General features: G+C 36.3%; 14 protein-coding genes. 2 read left to right on the forward strand and 12 right to left on the reverse strand.

All coding sequences use genetic code 11. From position 1 onward, the window contains the following. Positions 1-35 precede the first annotated feature (35 nt). The 7 genes from DTOX_RS10920 to DTOX_RS10950 form a co-directional block, all read right to left on the reverse strand. On the reverse strand, positions 36-1718 hold the full coding sequence (locus DTOX_RS10920; protein ID WP_015757018.1) for an IS1634 family transposase: 1683 nt from the start codon (positions 1716-1718) through the stop codon (positions 36-38). Between the two features lie 152 nt (positions 1719-1870). After that, positions 1871-3022 carry a hypothetical protein gene (locus DTOX_RS10925; RefSeq protein ID WP_015757749.1) on the reverse strand — a complete coding sequence of 384 codons (1152 nt, stop codon included), beginning with the start codon at positions 3020-3022 and terminating at the stop codon, positions 1871-1873. A gap of 16 nt (positions 3023-3038) precedes the next feature. Beyond that, positions 3039-4196 (reverse strand): hypothetical protein, encoded by a 1158-nt coding sequence (locus tag DTOX_RS10930; RefSeq protein ID WP_015757750.1) that lies wholly within the window; start codon positions 4194-4196, stop codon positions 3039-3041. A gap of 502 nt (positions 4197-4698) precedes the next feature. Then, positions 4699-6018 (reverse strand): 5-methylcytosine restriction system specificity protein McrC, encoded by a 1320-nt coding sequence (locus tag DTOX_RS10935; RefSeq protein ID WP_015757751.1) that lies wholly within the window; start codon positions 6016-6018, stop codon positions 4699-4701. Then, a complete protein-coding gene (locus DTOX_RS10940) occupies positions 6008-7765 on the reverse strand; it encodes an McrB family protein (RefSeq protein ID WP_015757752.1) in 1758 nt (585 codons plus the stop codon). Before DTOX_RS10940 ends, DTOX_RS10935 begins: the two co-directional genes overlap by 11 nt. A 331-nt stretch (positions 7766-8096) precedes the next feature. Next, positions 8097-9389 carry a recombinase family protein gene (locus tag DTOX_RS10945; protein WP_015757753.1) on the reverse strand — a complete coding sequence of 431 codons (1293 nt, stop codon included), beginning with the start codon at positions 9387-9389 and terminating at the stop codon, positions 8097-8099. Between the two features lie 200 nt (positions 9390-9589). Then, positions 9590-10726, reverse strand: a complete 1137-nt coding sequence (locus tag DTOX_RS10950; RefSeq protein ID WP_242652417.1) for a DUF4277 domain-containing protein — start codon at positions 10724-10726, stop codon at positions 9590-9592. Between the two features lie 118 nt (positions 10727-10844). Between DTOX_RS10950 and DTOX_RS24315 the strand changes: the two genes are divergently transcribed. Both DTOX_RS24315 and DTOX_RS24320 read left to right on the forward strand, forming a co-directional pair. Continuing rightward, a complete protein-coding gene (locus DTOX_RS24315) occupies positions 10845-11372 on the forward strand; it encodes an IS630 family transposase (RefSeq protein ID WP_042315521.1) in 528 nt (175 codons plus the stop codon). Between the two features lie 19 nt (positions 11373-11391). Beyond that, positions 11392-11895 carry an IS630 family transposase gene (locus DTOX_RS24320; RefSeq protein ID WP_242652418.1) on the forward strand — a complete coding sequence of 168 codons (504 nt, stop codon included), beginning with the start codon at positions 11392-11394 and terminating at the stop codon, positions 11893-11895. A 232-nt stretch (positions 11896-12127) separates the two neighbouring features. Here DTOX_RS24320 and DTOX_RS10965 read toward each other — a convergent pair whose 3' ends face one another. The 5 genes from DTOX_RS10965 to DTOX_RS10985 form a co-directional block, all read right to left on the reverse strand. Continuing rightward, entirely contained in the window at positions 12128-13015 is an 888-nt protein-coding gene (locus DTOX_RS10965) for a DUF4338 domain-containing protein (RefSeq protein ID WP_015757755.1), read from the reverse strand. After that, on the reverse strand, positions 13015-13194 hold the full coding sequence (locus tag DTOX_RS25325) for a transposase domain-containing protein (protein WP_042315718.1): 180 nt from the start codon (positions 13192-13194) through the stop codon (positions 13015-13017). Before DTOX_RS25325 ends, DTOX_RS10965 begins: the two co-directional genes overlap by 1 nt. Positions 13195-13396: 202 nt before the next feature. Continuing rightward, on the reverse strand, positions 13397-14434 hold the full coding sequence (locus DTOX_RS10975; protein ID WP_015757756.1) for a tyrosine-type recombinase/integrase: 1038 nt from the start codon (positions 14432-14434) through the stop codon (positions 13397-13399). Beyond that, positions 14424-15398: a tyrosine-type recombinase/integrase gene (locus DTOX_RS10980; protein ID WP_015757757.1), complete on the reverse strand. Its 975-nt coding sequence runs from the start codon at positions 15396-15398 to the stop codon at positions 14424-14426. Before DTOX_RS10980 ends, DTOX_RS10975 begins: the two co-directional genes overlap by 11 nt. After that, positions 15395-17299, reverse strand: coding sequence for a tyrosine-type recombinase/integrase (locus DTOX_RS10985; RefSeq protein WP_015757758.1), 1905 nt, complete (start codon positions 17297-17299; stop codon positions 15395-15397). The genes DTOX_RS10980 and DTOX_RS10985 overlap by 4 nt, the downstream gene beginning before the upstream one ends. Positions 17300-17362: the final 63 nt, after the last annotated feature.

Consider the following 17362-nt stretch of genomic DNA (forward strand, 5'->3'; position numbering starts at 1 on the left):
ACAAATTTAACATTTTAGGGTGAGTAGTTATGGGTTTATGATACTATATATAATTCTTTTAGGTATATCGACTCATCAAATCCTGTCAACCGGATTATTTCTAATTGTTGTTTGCTTGTTTTGGTTGGTAAATATCTCTCTTTCTTTCCTAATTTATAGGTAATATGAATTATTGTAAAGTTCGTCATCTCTTGCAAAATCAACATTCCTGTTGGTTGTTTAACTTTTGAACGATAGCTTAATTGAAGGGCTTTCCCTTCTGCTGCTAGATTTTGTCTAACTCTACGTTCCATAAGTGCATAAATTAACAGGGTTATCAAGAATATATATCCAAGTGCTTTTACTCTTGACGGCTTTTTCAAAAAGACTTGACCTAATATTGCGGGGTTTTTTAGAAAGCGAAAGCGCATTTCCACTGTGTTTTGTTCTTTGTAATGCCGAAGGATTGTTTCTGCTGTATTTTCCCTTGGATTTTTTAAATTGGTGATCAGTACAAATGTTGATGCCCTTTCTTTTGCCATTTGCCAAGCCGTTTCATTCATTACACTAACTATAGCCTTTATGCGATAAATTATTTTTACGGGGGACTTTTCTTTTGTTTTGGGGCGCCCTACACCTTTTTTTTCTTCAGCAATTACTTCTGCATCTAAATGGTAGAACTGTCCGTCTTGTTTCTTTTTCATATGTCTTAAGTACGAGATGGCATCTTTTTCGCAAGCAAATTCTCGTTTACCAATTTCTTTACAGATTTTTTCTAATTTTTTCTGTTCATTCTCAGCAGTACGTTTCAATGTTTTTTCTTTCTTTTGATCAAGATTTGATGAATGTACGATAATAAACCGGTAACGACGGTCGCCCAATTTCACTTTTATGGACTGAAGCTTATATACAGCAGCGTTTTTATCCAGCGATATATTCTCTATTTCTTGCCACTTATCTTGGCGAAAGGCCCAATCTTTAAGTGACGGTACTATTCCAAATGTCTCAGGAATTCGGGATATGAAGCGAATGTTTTTCTTGGCTAAATGTTTTAGGTTATCTATGGTAACCAGTTTTGAATCAGCTACGTATATGGTTTCTGGACTATTAAGTGATTTTAACATTTCCGGCAATTGTTCGATTATTTGTTGATTCCATTTCACATCGTTTAAGTTGCCATCGTTTATTGTTCCCATAAGAGGTATTCCTTCGGGAGTTACTACTGCACCAGCTACTATTTGCTTACAGTCCCGATGGCCGTCTTTGTTAAATCCTCGAACTATGTTTAATGTCTCCGACGAAGCATTGGCATAATCTCCATAAACAGTAATGGATGTAGTATCACCATGTGCTAAATCTACTCTAAAACGGTGTTTTAAATGTGCTTGTAAAACTATGTTAGAATACAAATGGTCTAGATTTGATTCAGCTAATCGATCCAATGTATTTCCTAAAGCATCGTCGTTGAAATCAGTTGCTTGTACCGTTGGACCAAATAATGCTTCTACGTCCATATCTTTAAAAAATTCAGATACTCGGTACAAAGGTTTTCGGTCTGTCAATATGTTTATAATCATGGCTTCTACATAAAGGCCTGGTGAATTATTACATTGTTTTTCATCCCAGATTACCTGATTGTTAATGATTTGTACTAAATTTATTTCTCGGGTAAGTGCAGCTATTATTGCGCTGGGCCCCACCTGTAAGCTATTAATATTTTGTAGTATTTGGTTTTCCATTTACTTACCCCCCTAATCTATTAAGGAGGCATTTGACATCATTGCTTGTTTTTCCTGCAAAAAAAACATCTATTACCATTGCATTTTTCAACAAAAAATATTTAAATTTCAGCCTAAGTTTATCTGTTTGTAATAATTATTGATTTATTTCCTTAAGGGTACGGAATGTGGGATTTATGACTTGTTTTATTATATTTAATCTCAATTTTATAAAGTCTTTGAATGTTATTTTCCTTTATTTCAGGCAATTTAACATCTATTGATTCTGCAGTTTCTTCTCCAGCTTTTCTTACTATAGTTTCAAGAGAAATAAGCTTTAGGACTAATAATAGTGATTGTTCTTCTTTATAAATTTTCTTATCTACAACAATAATATCTTTGATTTCTTTAGATAATTTGTAAATTTCATCTTCCTTAAAATAAAGTGTTGGATTTCCCAGGTTCTTTTTAATTAGATTATTGATATTGTGTAAGGCTGACCTATCAAAATAGTATTCCAGTACATGGTATAAGTCTAAATACTCAAACCGAAAATCATCATGAGTACTAGAACTCAAATAATAAATGAGACTTTCTAAATCGTATTGTCGATAAGGTAAATTAGTGCAGTCATCGTCCCCAGTTTCATTAAGTTTGAATTTTAACAATTTAGTACTATTAGATAATCCTTCTGGAATGATTAAAATATCAATTATTGTATTGTAATAAAATATTACATTTATTAACTTACATACCTTTTCCTCGTCTGGCATTTCTTCATTATAATTTTGAAAATCAATTAAAATATAACTAAACTCATCAAAACAATCTGTTAAATCACTTTTATAACTAGCAAATCTACTTATTTCAGGGCTAAATTTAGTGCGGAAATTCATCTCTACTAATAAATAAATTAATCGCAACGAAACTTCCATACACAGTTGGGATGTAATGACTTTATCACCTTCAGGATTACATAATAACTTTAAACGACTCTTTTTCTTCTCTAAATTTATGATTCTATTATTAGATAGTAGGGGACTAATAATTTTATTTTCTTCCAAATTAAAAATATTATCTATAATTTTCTGATTAGTCAACGCAATTTGAAAACCATTGTTTTTTAATTCGTCATCTATAAGGGCTATTTCTTCAATTTCTTCAGGTGATAAGTTCATTTCAAAATCAAAAGTATCATCCTGAAAATTTATTTTTAGTAAATCTCCATCAATAGTGGCATTAGTAATTATGTAATTACTGTGTGATTGAATCCATTCATTAAACTTTGTCTCAATCCAGTTTTTTGTGTTTTCCGCTTTGGTCATAATATCCCCCAAAATACTAAATAAAGTTGCTTCCTAAATTCCAATCTAGATAATCAACAGTTGTAAAGTACATAAGAAAAGTATAAAAAACCATCCTTCTTCTTTTTTGGCCAATGTTTGATTTGATTTTTTCACTACTCGCTTCATACTTCTGTAGACTCCAGGGGTCTAAGTCGCCATTGTCTAATAAATTAATTAGCCTTTCTTTTTTTCGATTAAATTGTTCATCATCGCAATCCTTTCTTGCCTTTCCTAAAGCGGCCATAAATGGAATAAAGAAAACATCTGAATCTGCAAAAATACCTTTAAACTTTTCTAACACTTGCCGATCATATTTTTCTATTTGTTTTTTATGTAATGTGTCTATTACCCAAACAAGATCTTGCATTAAAAAGTCATTTTTAACAAAGGCAGATTCTTGAAGATTCTTCTTTATATCCAAACTGTCCATAATAGAAATAGCAGTAGCCTGTTTTTTCGGAAAAATGCTCTCAGTGTTATAAGCAATGATCCCTTCAACTAAGTTTGATATATTAAACCCTAAACTTTCCCTTCTCTTTCTTTCCTCTTCCCGAGTAAAAATTTCTATTTGATATTTGCTATTTAATTCGTGTTTAAGTGGTAACTCTAAAATTTCAAATTGATGTTCTAAATCCATTGGTGTTTGCCCAGCATTAAGAGATACCATTTTATACAAAATACCATTAACAGTTAAGCTAGTCCAAATTTCAACTCTTATTTTTATGTCGTCTAAAAATTGATCTATAGTTAATATATTCGGTGTGCTTAATATTTTTAAATCGTCTTCAGTTTTCCTGGACAGTATTTTTAATGCATATAAAATGCAATTTGTCCTTTGTAAACCATCCAACACCTGAACATTTTCTTCCTCAATCTCCATATCCTGTACAATCATATTAACATCGTCAAAAAACAAACTTATTGTTGGTATTACTACTCCTCTTAAGAGATCCTTAACAAGCTTCTGATAGATCAAACTTTTTTTTATACTTATTATTCTTCTCTGGAATTCATTTGAATGGGTATTGATTTCAGTTATAAGATTTACATATTCTCTTATACTTAAATAACAGTTATGACATCTACCACCAGTGGCTCTATCTTCTAAAGCTGTCTGAGCAATTTCAGCAAAGTGTATCTTTTTTATACTCATGCTTTCCTCCATTTTCAAACGGTATATATAATTATACTACCCAAAGAAACTAATTCCTTTATATTTCTCCTTACCATCCTTTAATGTACACGCAAGATTCAAAAGTCCTGAAATTACTCCACGCTGTTCGGGCTTTGCCAATGCCATGATTGCAGCATTATGGACGATTCCATTATTTGACGTTTGAAAGAGGGGCAAGACTTTCATTTAAAATAGCAATTTTTATTGCAACCCAATAGGGCTGTAAGATGAAGTAAAGCATTCAATGCCAAAACTAATCATTCCAAAAATCATTACAGGGCGATTCCCGAATCGCGCTGCAGCTTTCCCTGCTATTGTTGTAACGAGTGGACATGCCACTATTAGCATTCCAATTTCGGAGGGCTTTTGCTCTAGCGCGGCATCGATTACCCGGTTGCAATTTATCCTGAAATGAAGGTATCTTTTCATCCCCCAGCAACGTTTTGTAATGCCCTTTACTCGGCTTGGGATTTTTGATAATTTATGTATTTGTAATAGCGAGCACCGCAGAAATTCGTTGTAGAAATTCCATTTTCTCTTTTTCGAACTCTCCTGCATCGGTAACATTAAACCCATCGATAAAAAATGTAGCATTTGTCTCATTTGAACTGAATAGAGAATCACTTTTACAATTTAACGGAAGAGATTTCTCTAAGGGGTAAATCAAACCGCCAGCCAGTAATCTTTTTCCTTGTGCGTAATAATTCATATAGGTATGGATTTGAAAAAAGTCATTTCTATCAACATCCAGACTGCTATAATTCATGGCTTTGTATTTTGCATCAAAAACAGCAACATCAGCGCCTCTTTTCACAACTATATCGGGTATCAGACATCTTTTGAAAAAAGTATCTTCATAAACTACAGCATAATCCAACATTACCTTCCATTTATCCTTTTTAAGATGTTTGCTTAATGCTGTACGAATATACAGTTCCCAGATTTCTGCCATATCGATAAAAAAACTAAAGCCATTCTGTGATTGTGTGCATACGGACTTTGATGGTGTTTTATTATTTATTATATCCCAGGAGAAATCTACTACTTCTCTAAATGACTGGTAAATCTCTTTATAGTTAATTCTGTCATATTCGTTTTGGCTAACACTCTGACTTGAGAACCGAGAGCTTTTTAAAAGGTTGATTATTTCACGAGCGTTATCCGGAAGGCTTAATATCCCTAGTTCATAATCCTTAACTAAGATCCAATAAGCCTGTACTAGTATCCTGGCTATGGTTTCGTCTATCTCTTTCTCGTAAAATTCAGAAACAACTTGTTCCTTTGTAAGCAAAGAAATAACTGATTTTTTAACGTTGATTCGTCCTTTAACATTATATCCTGTGTAATTTTTCTTAACGTTATGACGAGGAAGCCCATGCTTATTAGCATTTGCCAACTTATGCAGCCAAATAAAAGAGATTAGCCGCCTTATCAAGAAGCCAAAATCGTTCTTTCTTTGTAATGCTGCATTTGAAGTCACCAACTTAACATTGAATATTTCTTCTATCATCTTGAACAGGAACAGTTCTCCATACCGTGGCTCTATAACAATGTCATAATTCCGATTGTTATAACTGAAACTTGCGTTACCAACATAGCGCCCTGCCCGCCACATCCTTTGCCAGTAATCATACTCTAATACCTTAGAAGCATCATCGTCAGCATAACGCTTAGGTGAAAATCTGAAAACATTCTTTGTGCAATCATAGGAATGCGCAAAATGGCGAATTGCTTCTTCACATATAGACGTAACCTCAAAAGTTAAGCAATCCTTCGCTCTAATTACCTGGCTATCCAACATTAAAGTATATTCCTTCTAGATCACTTAGCGTTTCCTGCAAGGTATTTTTATCTTTGTTTCCTAAGAACGCTTCTATCATCGGCTTGATGTTTAAATTCCATATAACTTGGGCGGGTCCCTTGTCTTTGTAAACAGGTATCTTTTCTATGTAACCGGGTTTACCTTTAAACCCACGGGCAACTTCTATTATATCTGCAAAAAACGTATGTCCAATTTCATATTGCCTGCCTAATTCATCCATGGCAGCTATACGGGCATTTAGCTTTTCGGCGTTATTAATATACTTTTCCAATTGTTCTTCTTTAAACCGCATAGTTCCTCTTTTCGAATCAATTATTTGTGCTAGCATACTTCTGTCAAAACCGTAAAAAAACCATGCAAAACGCCTTCGCAGAGCAAAGTCAATACGTTCAATCGAAAAATCTATTTCATTCATTGTCCCAATAATATATATATTTTCAGGAATGATTACTTTAAAATTACCTAAAACCAAATCAATTTCCTCTTCACGATTCTCAATGGCAGAAAATACTTCTCCAAATAACCGTGATAGATCAATTCGATTAATCTCATCTAAAATTAATACATGGGGCACTTTATCTGCATCATCCTTGATTCGTTTGCATAATTTCAAGAAATAACCTTCGGCTGGCCTTGTCTCCCCCTGGTAAATCTGTGTCCCGGCGATAAAATCTTCATAACTATAGTTCGGATGCAGTTGAAGTCGATGTATCTTATCGGACACATCAAGCTTTCCATCAAAATACTTGGTTAGATTCGCTTTATCCTGCTTGAATGCTTCCTGCAATACAAATGACTCAGCAATTGACTTTGCAGAAAACGTCTTTCCCGTACCAGGAGGCCCATAAAGGATAATTGATTTTTTATATTTTAATGCTTGATACTCTGAGTACTCTGAATCCGACATCCAAGGATTCCATATTCGCAACAGTTTTTCTTCATCATAAAAATCGAAATCTTTGCTTATGCCATTTTTATCGTTTAACTTACTTCTAATCTCAAAAATTTTTTCATCTAAATTCTTGGCATCGAAACTGCTCGGATCTAACAACACGTCAAAGCTGTCTACAATCAGCGTTTTATGCGCATCAGATGCAATACGTTCATAAAATTCCGGCTTGGAAAGATGGAGCAAAATATTATACATCGCACAAGTTGGCAGTTCTTTTCCTTCTCTTAGTGTAAAAATTTCTTTGACAGCTTTTTCCGCGTCGGGCTTCTGGTACTTACCATATAAACATACTGTTTCAATCATTTGCTTTGCGCTTTGCAGACTCTCTGGTTTATGTAGTTTCAGATATCTTATTAATCGTAAGTTAAATACGATCTCCCAATATTTATTTTGCTTATGATACGTGCCTGCTGAACCAAACCCTCCAAAGAAATGGTTACTTCCAACGGTCATATTCTCTGGCATACAAATTTTCACAGCCCGTTTCTTTCCATCAACAGTAATATCGTTTACTGCCATAGCCCAAAGCCAATTTGCATGTGCAAAAACATTTTTAACATCATCAGAAGCATCACCAAATTGCTCTTTAATCTTATCTTCATAATTTCTTTTACCTTCTTTGGCGTTATCCACGAACCTATTAATACATGCATCAATGTTTTCAACAGTAAATATTTCTTTTTGTTCACTGAGCAGACTGTTATTATTTAAGATAGAGACCTCAATAAAACTATCAAAGCTAGCATAGATACCGGTTGAATGTTTTACCCTCATCTTCTCATCCCGCCTATTGAATTTAGCTTAATCGTTTCTACCATGATATTGTGTCTTAGCAATATTATAGCATTGATACTCATATCATGTATAACTGGTTAAGTGGCATATACAGCTGATGAACGCCAATAATACAAAAATATTTTACATAAGCTCTTAATACATACCATAATTATATAATAGTATTGCCTTATAATCGACTATCCCAGATCTTAGTCTCCCAAACGTTATCCAACCCCTGTATCAAAGACCTTATTTTTCTCATTTAAGAACAACAAAACAAGCCGGTCAAGGTGATAAATATCCACCCCAGCCGGCCTACTTTCTATTTCTATTCAATTATGCATTCGACTTCTGTTCCGTCAAGCAAACCAACTATCACTCTGCCCTCATCATATAATACTACTTTTTCCGTGAACGCAAAATATAAGGCTATATCAAATTCCTTGATCTGCCCTGTCTCAGTTATGATTTTTGAAAACTGCTTTGCTTTGTAGCGTCGAAGCGGATTATCGCTTTCCTGTAATCCTTTCCACTTATCGAAAAAGTAATTCTTGTTTTTGACAAGCGTATTAAATATATCAACGAAAGCCTGATACAAAACCCTGTCGTCAATATGCCTGCTTTCGCAACCCTTTTTCCCCTTCGCCGGATATTTGCCGTTGCATCGCCAGACAATCCTTCTTAGCCTTTCATCGGTTGAGTTCCAAACTTTTCTGCCAAAAAGGCTGCCGCAATGACCACATATCACCCTGCCTGCAAAGGGATTATCCGCTGTAGCATAATCAATTTTTTTAATACCATGTTTCTCTGCAAAAGCTCTCCGTCTTTCCATTTCAAGCTGGACCGCTTCCCACATATCCTTATCAATAATGGCCGGGTGGCTTTCCTCTACATAATACCGGGGAATCTGGCCGGTGTTCACCACTCTTTTCTTGGTCAAAAAATCTACTGTATAAGTCTTTTGCAGTAGGGCGTCTCCTTTATATTTTTCATTACTCAGCATTTTCCTAATGCTGCTTTCATACCATTTAACTTTGCCGTTCCAGTTTGGAACCCCCTCCGCCTCAAGCGCCCTGGTGATCCCGTTTGGCCCCTTACCGTTCAGATAGTCGGTATAAATCCTTCTGACAATCTTGGCCTGCTTTTCATTGATGATAAGGTTGCCATCTTCATCTTTATCATATCCCAGGAATTTTGTATGGTTGATTGTTACTTTGCCCTGTTCAAATCGCCTTCTGATTCCCCAGGTTGAATTTTCCGAGATCGACCGAGATTCGTCTTGGGCCAGTGAGCTGAGAATGCTTAAAAGCACTTCTCCCTTTCCGTCCAAGGTATTAATGTTCTCTTTTTCAAAAATAACCCCAATCCCCAGGTCTTTAAGCTGACGGACATAATTCAAACAATCCAAAGTATTTCTCGAAAACCTTGATATGGATTTAGTAATAATCATATCAATTTTTCCCGCCTTGCAGTCCTCAATCAGTTTATTGAACTGCTCTCTCTTTTTAGTATTGGTTCCTGAAATACCCTCATCGGCAAAAATCCCGGCAAACTCATAATCGGGGTGATTGTTTATGAAAGTGCTCGAAATAATTTGAAAAGAGAAAAACGTTCTTTTCAAATTATTAACAAGGGTCTGTCCCTAATAAAATAATTCCAATTACTCACTCTTATTCATGAGGGTCAGACACTTATTAAATACTGACAGTTGATTAGGCAAAGAGGTAGAACCAGTATGATACAAAATGTTATGGCTAGATTTCTTTCTTAGATCTTTTGCTGGGGTCTGTTCGTGTGGGAGCAGTCGTCAAGGCTGAGAATCTAATGGCGTGAAAGTCGCCTATCACCAATTAGCCGATTACCATTTAGTTCTACTAATGTATCTTCTGTGCTGATTATACGCTTTTGACGACGCTCTTGTTCCTTAGGTTTTTTGTTTAAATCACAATAAATAACCGCCATTATAGTATGTGTCGCAAATATTCGCTTACTTTTTTTGAGTTGCTTTTTGTTCTTACTACCCTCTGAGGGAGGCTCAAGTTTTACCTTAAACGTATATTTTGTCTCTAACGCCTCGTAGTGTCTTGGTAGATTTCTTTCTGTTTCTTTCTTAGAGCGATAGTCAATAGCAGCAAAATCATCTTTTTTAGCCTCATTTAATTGCTCTAAGACCCAATTTTTTGATAGCTCATCCTTGAGTGGACCTATAAAAAAGGCCTTTTGGTTGCTATTAGTAAGCATCAAATGCATATTATCTTGGGTTAGGATACCACGATCAATAATCATCTCAAATTCTTGGTCATCGGTAATCTCTTTAACCTTCTCGAATGAACGCTCAAAAGTCGTACCGCCTTGAACATTACCGGAATCAATTGATGATGTTACCGGCAAAGATGCACCAGAGGCTATCGTAAGATTAAGGATTAATTGTTTTAAACCCGGTAGACCACCATACCCGTATTGAACTTTATCGTTATCCTCCATAACACCAGAGACTGGAATGGAGGATGTGTCATTGTAAAAAGTGTTAAGTGGAACTCCAAATTTCTTGGATGCTGATAAAACAATATCCTGCAATACATTAGCCATATATTTTGCATTTGAGTTTATAGCGTCAAGGGCTCTACCCATTTTGTCATCATTAAATTTTTCGGACGGTATACCGAGTATTGTTTCGACTTGCCAGTTTTTACAAGCTTCTTCAAATTTATATAAACGGGTGAGATCTTTATTTCTGCCCAGCATGTCGCCAACCATTATTTCACATGCCAAACCAGTACTTACCCGATATTTAGAACCGTTGGCTCTGTCTTCACGTAGATGTTCATAAGTAACATATTCTTCGCCTATAAAGTTGTCAATTATTTTACCGATGCCCAGGCTTCTTGCTAAAAAGACACCGATAAGTACTGCACCTGAGGGATCTGCCTTCGGAACTTCTACTTTTAATTCGGGCATTATCTTCATCAATATTTCGGGGGGTAATTTAGCTATATAGAAACGATTAATAAAGTAATGGTAATTTTTACTCCTATCCTGTAAAATAGAATCAAGTGTGGGGAGGGGTATTATTACCATGAGGAAATTGCATTTAAACAATCCACAAAATTTAACCATTGAGGATTTGAATAAGATAAAAAGAGAAACACCATATAAACTAAGATGCAGAGTTCAAGCTGTCATTCTTGTCATGAAAGGGAGACAAGCAAAGCAGATTGCCGAATATCTTGATATAAGTGAACAAACCATAAGAAAATACGTTGCTTACTTTAATGAAGGTGGAGTTGAAAAACTGCTTCATGTATCAAAAAAACCGGGAAGACCGCCAAGGCTAACCAATGAACAAAAAGAAGAGGTCAAAGAGGTACTGAAAAAATCACCATCAGAGGTTGGTTTTAGTACCCATACTACTTGGAATTGTAAAACCCTCGCTGCTTACATTCATGATACATACGGCATTAAATATACATCAGATGGTGTTTGGCGCATGCTTCTTAAGATGGATTTTCGTTATAATCGTCCCACTTATGTATTAGCCAAAGCTGATCCGGAAAAGCAAAAAGCTTTTCAAGATGAGCTGGAAGAGTTAAAAAAATCTCACTGAATGTGAAATACTCCTATATGTGGATGCATCTCACATTAGGGACTATCAAGGTTTACAACGAGCATGGTTCCCAAAAGGTGAGCAAAAAAAGATTAAGACCTATGGACACCATGCAAAAGTTACATTATACGGTGCTTTAAACTACTATACGGGTAAAGTTTTTTGTGTAAATTATGACAAAATCAATGCAGAAAAATTCAAAGATTTTCTTAAAAAATTGGTATCACATTTTTTAAAAGATGACATTTCTAAAATTTACATTGTTCTTGATAATGCAAGAGTTCATCATGCAAAATTACTTAAAGACTTTTTAGACGAGCATAAGGATCATCTGTTTTTGAAATTTCTTCCACCCTACTCACCCAATCTGAATTGCATAGAAGAGTTATGGAAATGGTTAAAAAATACAGCTATTTATAATCGCTTTCATAAAAATGCTTCAGAAATTCAAAAATCTGTTGACTCGTTTTTAGAGGAAATCAAATGCTGTTCGGAAGATGTGAAAAAGAGACTTTGCGTTTAATTTATAACGATATTTATTATTTCGGTTCTATATAGTTGTTCTAAAATAGGTTGTAAGTCCATGACGATCCCTCACTAATATTGTAAGTATTCAGTGAACCGGCTATAAAAATCAAAAATCGCAAATCAAAAAACTGAGTAATATATTGGGTAAGTCGTATTGGACAAAAAAAGACCACCTCTTATTTATAGAAGTGGCCTTTAATAATAAACATTAGCTTTTCTGAAATTATCTATGCATCAACCAAAATACTGCGAAAATCATTTATGAGAGGATAAAGATAAATATCTTTAACTGGCAATTTATACTCATTAAATATATCCAGTTTACCTCTGCCTTTTGTGCAACCAACAAACATCCAATTGGCGGCTTTATAACATGTACCAATAAACCGATCCTTTTCCACAAACGTCTCCAACAATACCGGATTGTAACCGTAAACATCTTGCCAATCGCCTGGTAGTCTTTTTGCACAAAGAGAGAGAATTTTAGAAGCAAGGTTTTTGGAGTTCACCCATGGTAAAATCAAAAATCGGGAATTATTAACGACCAGATGAAGCTTTTCCGTTCGCTGATCTTTAGACCAACCAATCCAAGTATCCCTGGGTTGTACCTTCCAGGCTGCAGCGGAAAAACCTATTGCTCCTAGATAGCCTAATGGACAAGTGATTAGATAACGGATCTGTGCTCCGGGTAAAGGCTTATAGCCTAAATAGTGATAACGCTCAATAAATTCATTCCATAAATAGGAGTCTTTTTTAGAAATAACACGCTGTATTTCTAAAGGTGTTAGTTTCCCAGCAGGCTCTATAATTGGATCTTTGGGATCGCCTTCCGGAGTTTGACGGGAAAATTTATCTCCATTACCATAGCGGTGTCTGGGTGCGGGCAATTCAATCAAACCGGATCTATATAGTTTTAATAATGCTACCCGGCAACTCATATCTTTTAAACCACCGTCCGGCTTAAACCACCCGAATACCAAACAAACCTCACGAGATATTTTTTGCCGTGAGGCTGACGGGTTATCGGTTATAAATTTTCTAATTAGCACCAGGTCATCATAACTAAAAACTCTCCCGCAGATTTTCTTGGGGAAATCCTCATCAGTAATAATCATTATATTGCCCTCCCCAAGCACATGGAGTACTTTTTGGCGACATTCTCAGGAATATTCCATGGGAGAAGTGTCTCCAAGTTAGTAGGCGGTTCACCGTTTTTTGCACACTCATCAAAATAATATCGTAAGTATGCTTCACCGTTTAATCCGTGCATGGCAGCCGTCTGAAATATAGACATACAAGCGGCCGCAAGGTCGCCACTCCAAAGGGAATGGGTACCGTAATAATTCTTACGTCCTAAGGCTACAGTACGTAATATACGTTCGGCTACTAATCCTCATATGAGAATAACGCAGTTTATCCTCAACATTAGAAAATCCTCAGGATTGTATGAAAGTAGCTTAAATCAAGGATATACTTATTCAATCCTGAGGATTATTTTATCTCAAGCCACACAGTTTGGCCATTTCTTCTTCATTACATGATGTCCATAATGGTTCCTCGTTTGTCTGCTCTGGTATTTCTACGGATTCAATTGCTTTTCTAAGCATTTCTATCGACGGTTTTGCATAGACTTTTGTTGTTTCAGTTGATGAATGCCCGAGGATTCTTGATACAAGCTCAAGTTCCACGCCGTTTTGATAGAGGTCGGTTGCCCTTGTCCGCCTAAACATATGCGGATATACTTTTAATGGTATCTGAAGACATTTCTCTCTTGCGCTATTTGCATATTGCTTAATAAAGCGTTCTACATTTCCGGGAGACATCCTGTCTGTAACTCCTTTAATCCTGGTAATGAATAGATATTGATCCATGTTTAAATCATTCTTATGATACACCGACAAATATTGTTTTAGATGCTCTGCTGTTTTAGGAGTTATAGCAACGATGCGTTCTTTATTCCCCTTTCCTGAAATTCTTATGTAAGGATTATCGGTTCGTAGGGAAAGGTCCTTCAGTGTAAGGCATAACAACTCATCCAATCTTACTGCGGAATCATAAAGAAGTATCATAATAACCCGGTCACGTAATCCCATTTTCGTATTTGGTGGTTGCTGCAGGATGGCAGCAAGAGCTTCTTCTGTTAATGTTTCTTTTTCCTTTTTTGGAATCTTACACTGTGGTATTTTGGAAATACTTAATGCGACTGACTGGACTGCAATATCTCTATCGGCAGCAAACCATAGATAGGACTTTAATGCGGTAAGCCTTTGATTGCAGGTTCCAGGGCTATTGTTATTATCCTTTAGATATATGATAAATTCCTGAATACATTTCTGATTACAGTCGGCAAATTTAAAAGCAGCAACCGATATGTGGCACTCATCATACAGATAACGCCTGAAAACTGTAAGAGAATCTTTGTATGATTTAATAGTTTTAGAGCTTCTTCCTAATTGGCGTGGAAGATATGTTTCAAGAAACTCCAATGTCATGGAAAAAAACAGTGTTCCGGTCTGTAGTCCTTTATTCTTCATAAGGAACCACCTCCGGGATCACTCTTCCTGACAGGGAGTCTTTCTTTCGAACAATCTGAAACGCCTTGTCCACCTGATGATAATAGTAAAAGGTGCCTTCTACGCTGGAATGGCCAAGATATCTACTAAGGTAAGGCATCATAGTGTTCAGGCTGGTTCCCTCCAGCATCCATTCGTTCATCCGGTTCACAACAAAAGTATGCCTCAGTGCGTGTATGGTCGGAGCTTTGTCACAAGCATCTGCAAATGGTGTCATGTTCCAGAACTGTTTGAACTTTTTATACATGCTTGTTTTCCGTATAGGTTGTCCCTGGACTCTTCCCGGAAAAAACCATTCAGAGCCGGGCAGTAAGGATACCATCCTTTTATGGTAATTCCGGCATAGATCAGCAACGTCGTCAGCCATGTATACCAGCCGATCCTTATTACCTTTTGACTGTACGATTTTTAAAATACCATCTTCAAGATTTACATCCTTTACTTTAAGATTACAGACTTCTGCCAGCCGTAAACCACAGCAGTAATAAAGCCGGAAGATGACCTGGTACTCTATAGAAAAACGCTGCCATTTTTCTTTATCGGGAAGATATGAATCGATTACATGATATAAGCTTTTTAATTCCTCTGTACTTAATATATGAGGAATGGTGGTAACTGTTGAAGCTGTCTGACGGGGTATGTATGAGTTGATTCCCAGTGAATTCATATATAGAGATAATTGCCGAATGAAAGAAACCCTTTGATTACGGTAATTAATTCCCTCTGTTTCTCTTTGAACAGCCCATTTCATTACCAGTTCCCGGGTTATAACAGTATCACGGAAGCCGTTATCGACACAAAAATCATCGAATGTTTTAAGGATATAAGCTTCATACTCATATAGGAAACCATCAGCCCTTTTTTGACAGATCAATCCTTCGATATATGGAGCAAGGCTGCTGCGATAAACATAGGTTTTTTTCATGACAGCATCCCTCCCTTCACCTCAATGCCTTTCAGTGAAAGGGCACATTGCCTCATGGTATCACCATCTGTTGCCAGATATTTAAGGACGGTTGATGTGTCGCTATGACCGAGCGAATTTGCTATCGTATCAACATTAGTTTTGCTTTTAAGCATGCGCGATGCAAATGTTTTTCTGATGATATGGAAGCCATGTTTTCGTTTGTTTAACGCTTTGTTTAGAGCACGGCGACAACAGCTTGTGTTAAGTTTGCCGTAAGGAACTCTGTGGGTAATAAATACATAATCGGAAGTTACACGGGGCCTTCCGTTCATGATATACCTGTACAGACTGTTTCCAACATCCACCGACATGGGAAGTTTTAAAAATCTGTCGGTTTTCTGCTGCTGCACAGAAATTGTGCGTTCCTTCCATGAAATATCGGACAGTTTCATTCCTGTAATATCAGAGGCACGCAGTCCCATACGGAGTCCGATGAGAACAATGGCTGTGCTTCTTAATTCCATAGGCTTTTCTGCATTTGACCTGAAACTATAAACAGAAGCAACTTCTTCTTCCGTAAGTATCTCCACGATTTCTGTTTTTTGTGCGCATTCAGTGGTCAGAGCCAACTGAAGCGTTACTGGTAAATATCCCATGTCGGCAAGATAATCCAGAAACCGGCGTATCCTCACACTATAGGCATTTTTTGCTTCTGCTGTTGAATGAGGATCTGAAATATGGAATTCTTTTATGATTTCAGGGTTTATCATAGCACAACATGTGATATTTTTCTTGTCAAGAAATTTCAAAAATCTTAGGCACGAAGAACGGTACATACTGACTGTGGAGACGGAATTTCCTTCTTTCTTCTTCTTTGACAGAAAATCTAGAACCAGGCTGCGGCTCCATTCGGGTAGTGTGTTAATGGAATCTTCTTTATACGAATATACGATATTTGGCTTGATATCCCCATATACCCTATATTGTTCAAAAAGTTTCATGGCACGCCTGTAAGATTTCCACTGAACAGTGTAGTTTTTAAGGCAGATACACCAGTATTCTGCTGTTTTGTATGAATAACCGAGTCCGTTTGCCTCCAGAAAGATATACAGTTCTCTCCATGCTTTGCGGAAAACTTTTCTCATCGTTTTTGAATAATTATGACGGTCAAGATTAGTATCGCCCAATTTCTTAGCAATGGAATAGTACTCAGTTGCGGGAATTTTGCCTGAAGTCTGGTCTAAGGAATATATATAAGATCTTTTTTTCACATCAGGAAGTTCATCTATGATAATTATCCTCGGTACGATAAATCGGTCCAATGAATACGTCAGTGATGCAGGTATCAAATCTTTACCGGCCAGATATTGAAGGAAATGCCGTATATTACGGTTGTATAAGTTTTTAGCCTGAACGGTACTGTGTTCACTTTGGTAATAATACCCTATAACGTTTTTGTGGTTGATATCCTCTATATTCTTTCCGCCGATGATACTGATGTAAATCAAGAATTTAGAACAGGCTACCCTGTGTTCTGCTACATAGCCTTCGCTGAATGAGTGCGAGATATTATTCAGGTAACCATCCAGCAACAGTCGGCACCACAAAGGAAGCCTGTCATAGTTACAGGAATTTTCATATACATAGCTATCGGTGCTAATGCACCCATTTCTCATAACATCATTAAGCCGGAAAAGTGAAAGTCTGGACATTTTAAATTTAGAACGCTTCCAGCCCGGTTTATTATTGTTTAACCACTTTAGCGCTTCTTCAGGTGAATAAGAAATCTGTTTTTCTTCCAGATACTGTTTGAACGAACGATAACAATGTAAATGACCGTAAATGACAGACATTGAAAAATGATTTTCGATAAGATATTTATTTACCTTACCAACTGCATTGTTATAATCTTGATACATGAAAGTACCTCCTCGATATTTTGGTAATTTCAGTATCATGCAATTTGTGGTAGTGTACAATAA

Source organism: Desulfofarcimen acetoxidans DSM 771 (genome assembly GCF_000024205.1).
Classification (GTDB): domain Bacteria; phylum Bacillota; class Desulfotomaculia; order Desulfotomaculales; family Desulfofarciminaceae; genus Desulfofarcimen; species Desulfofarcimen acetoxidans.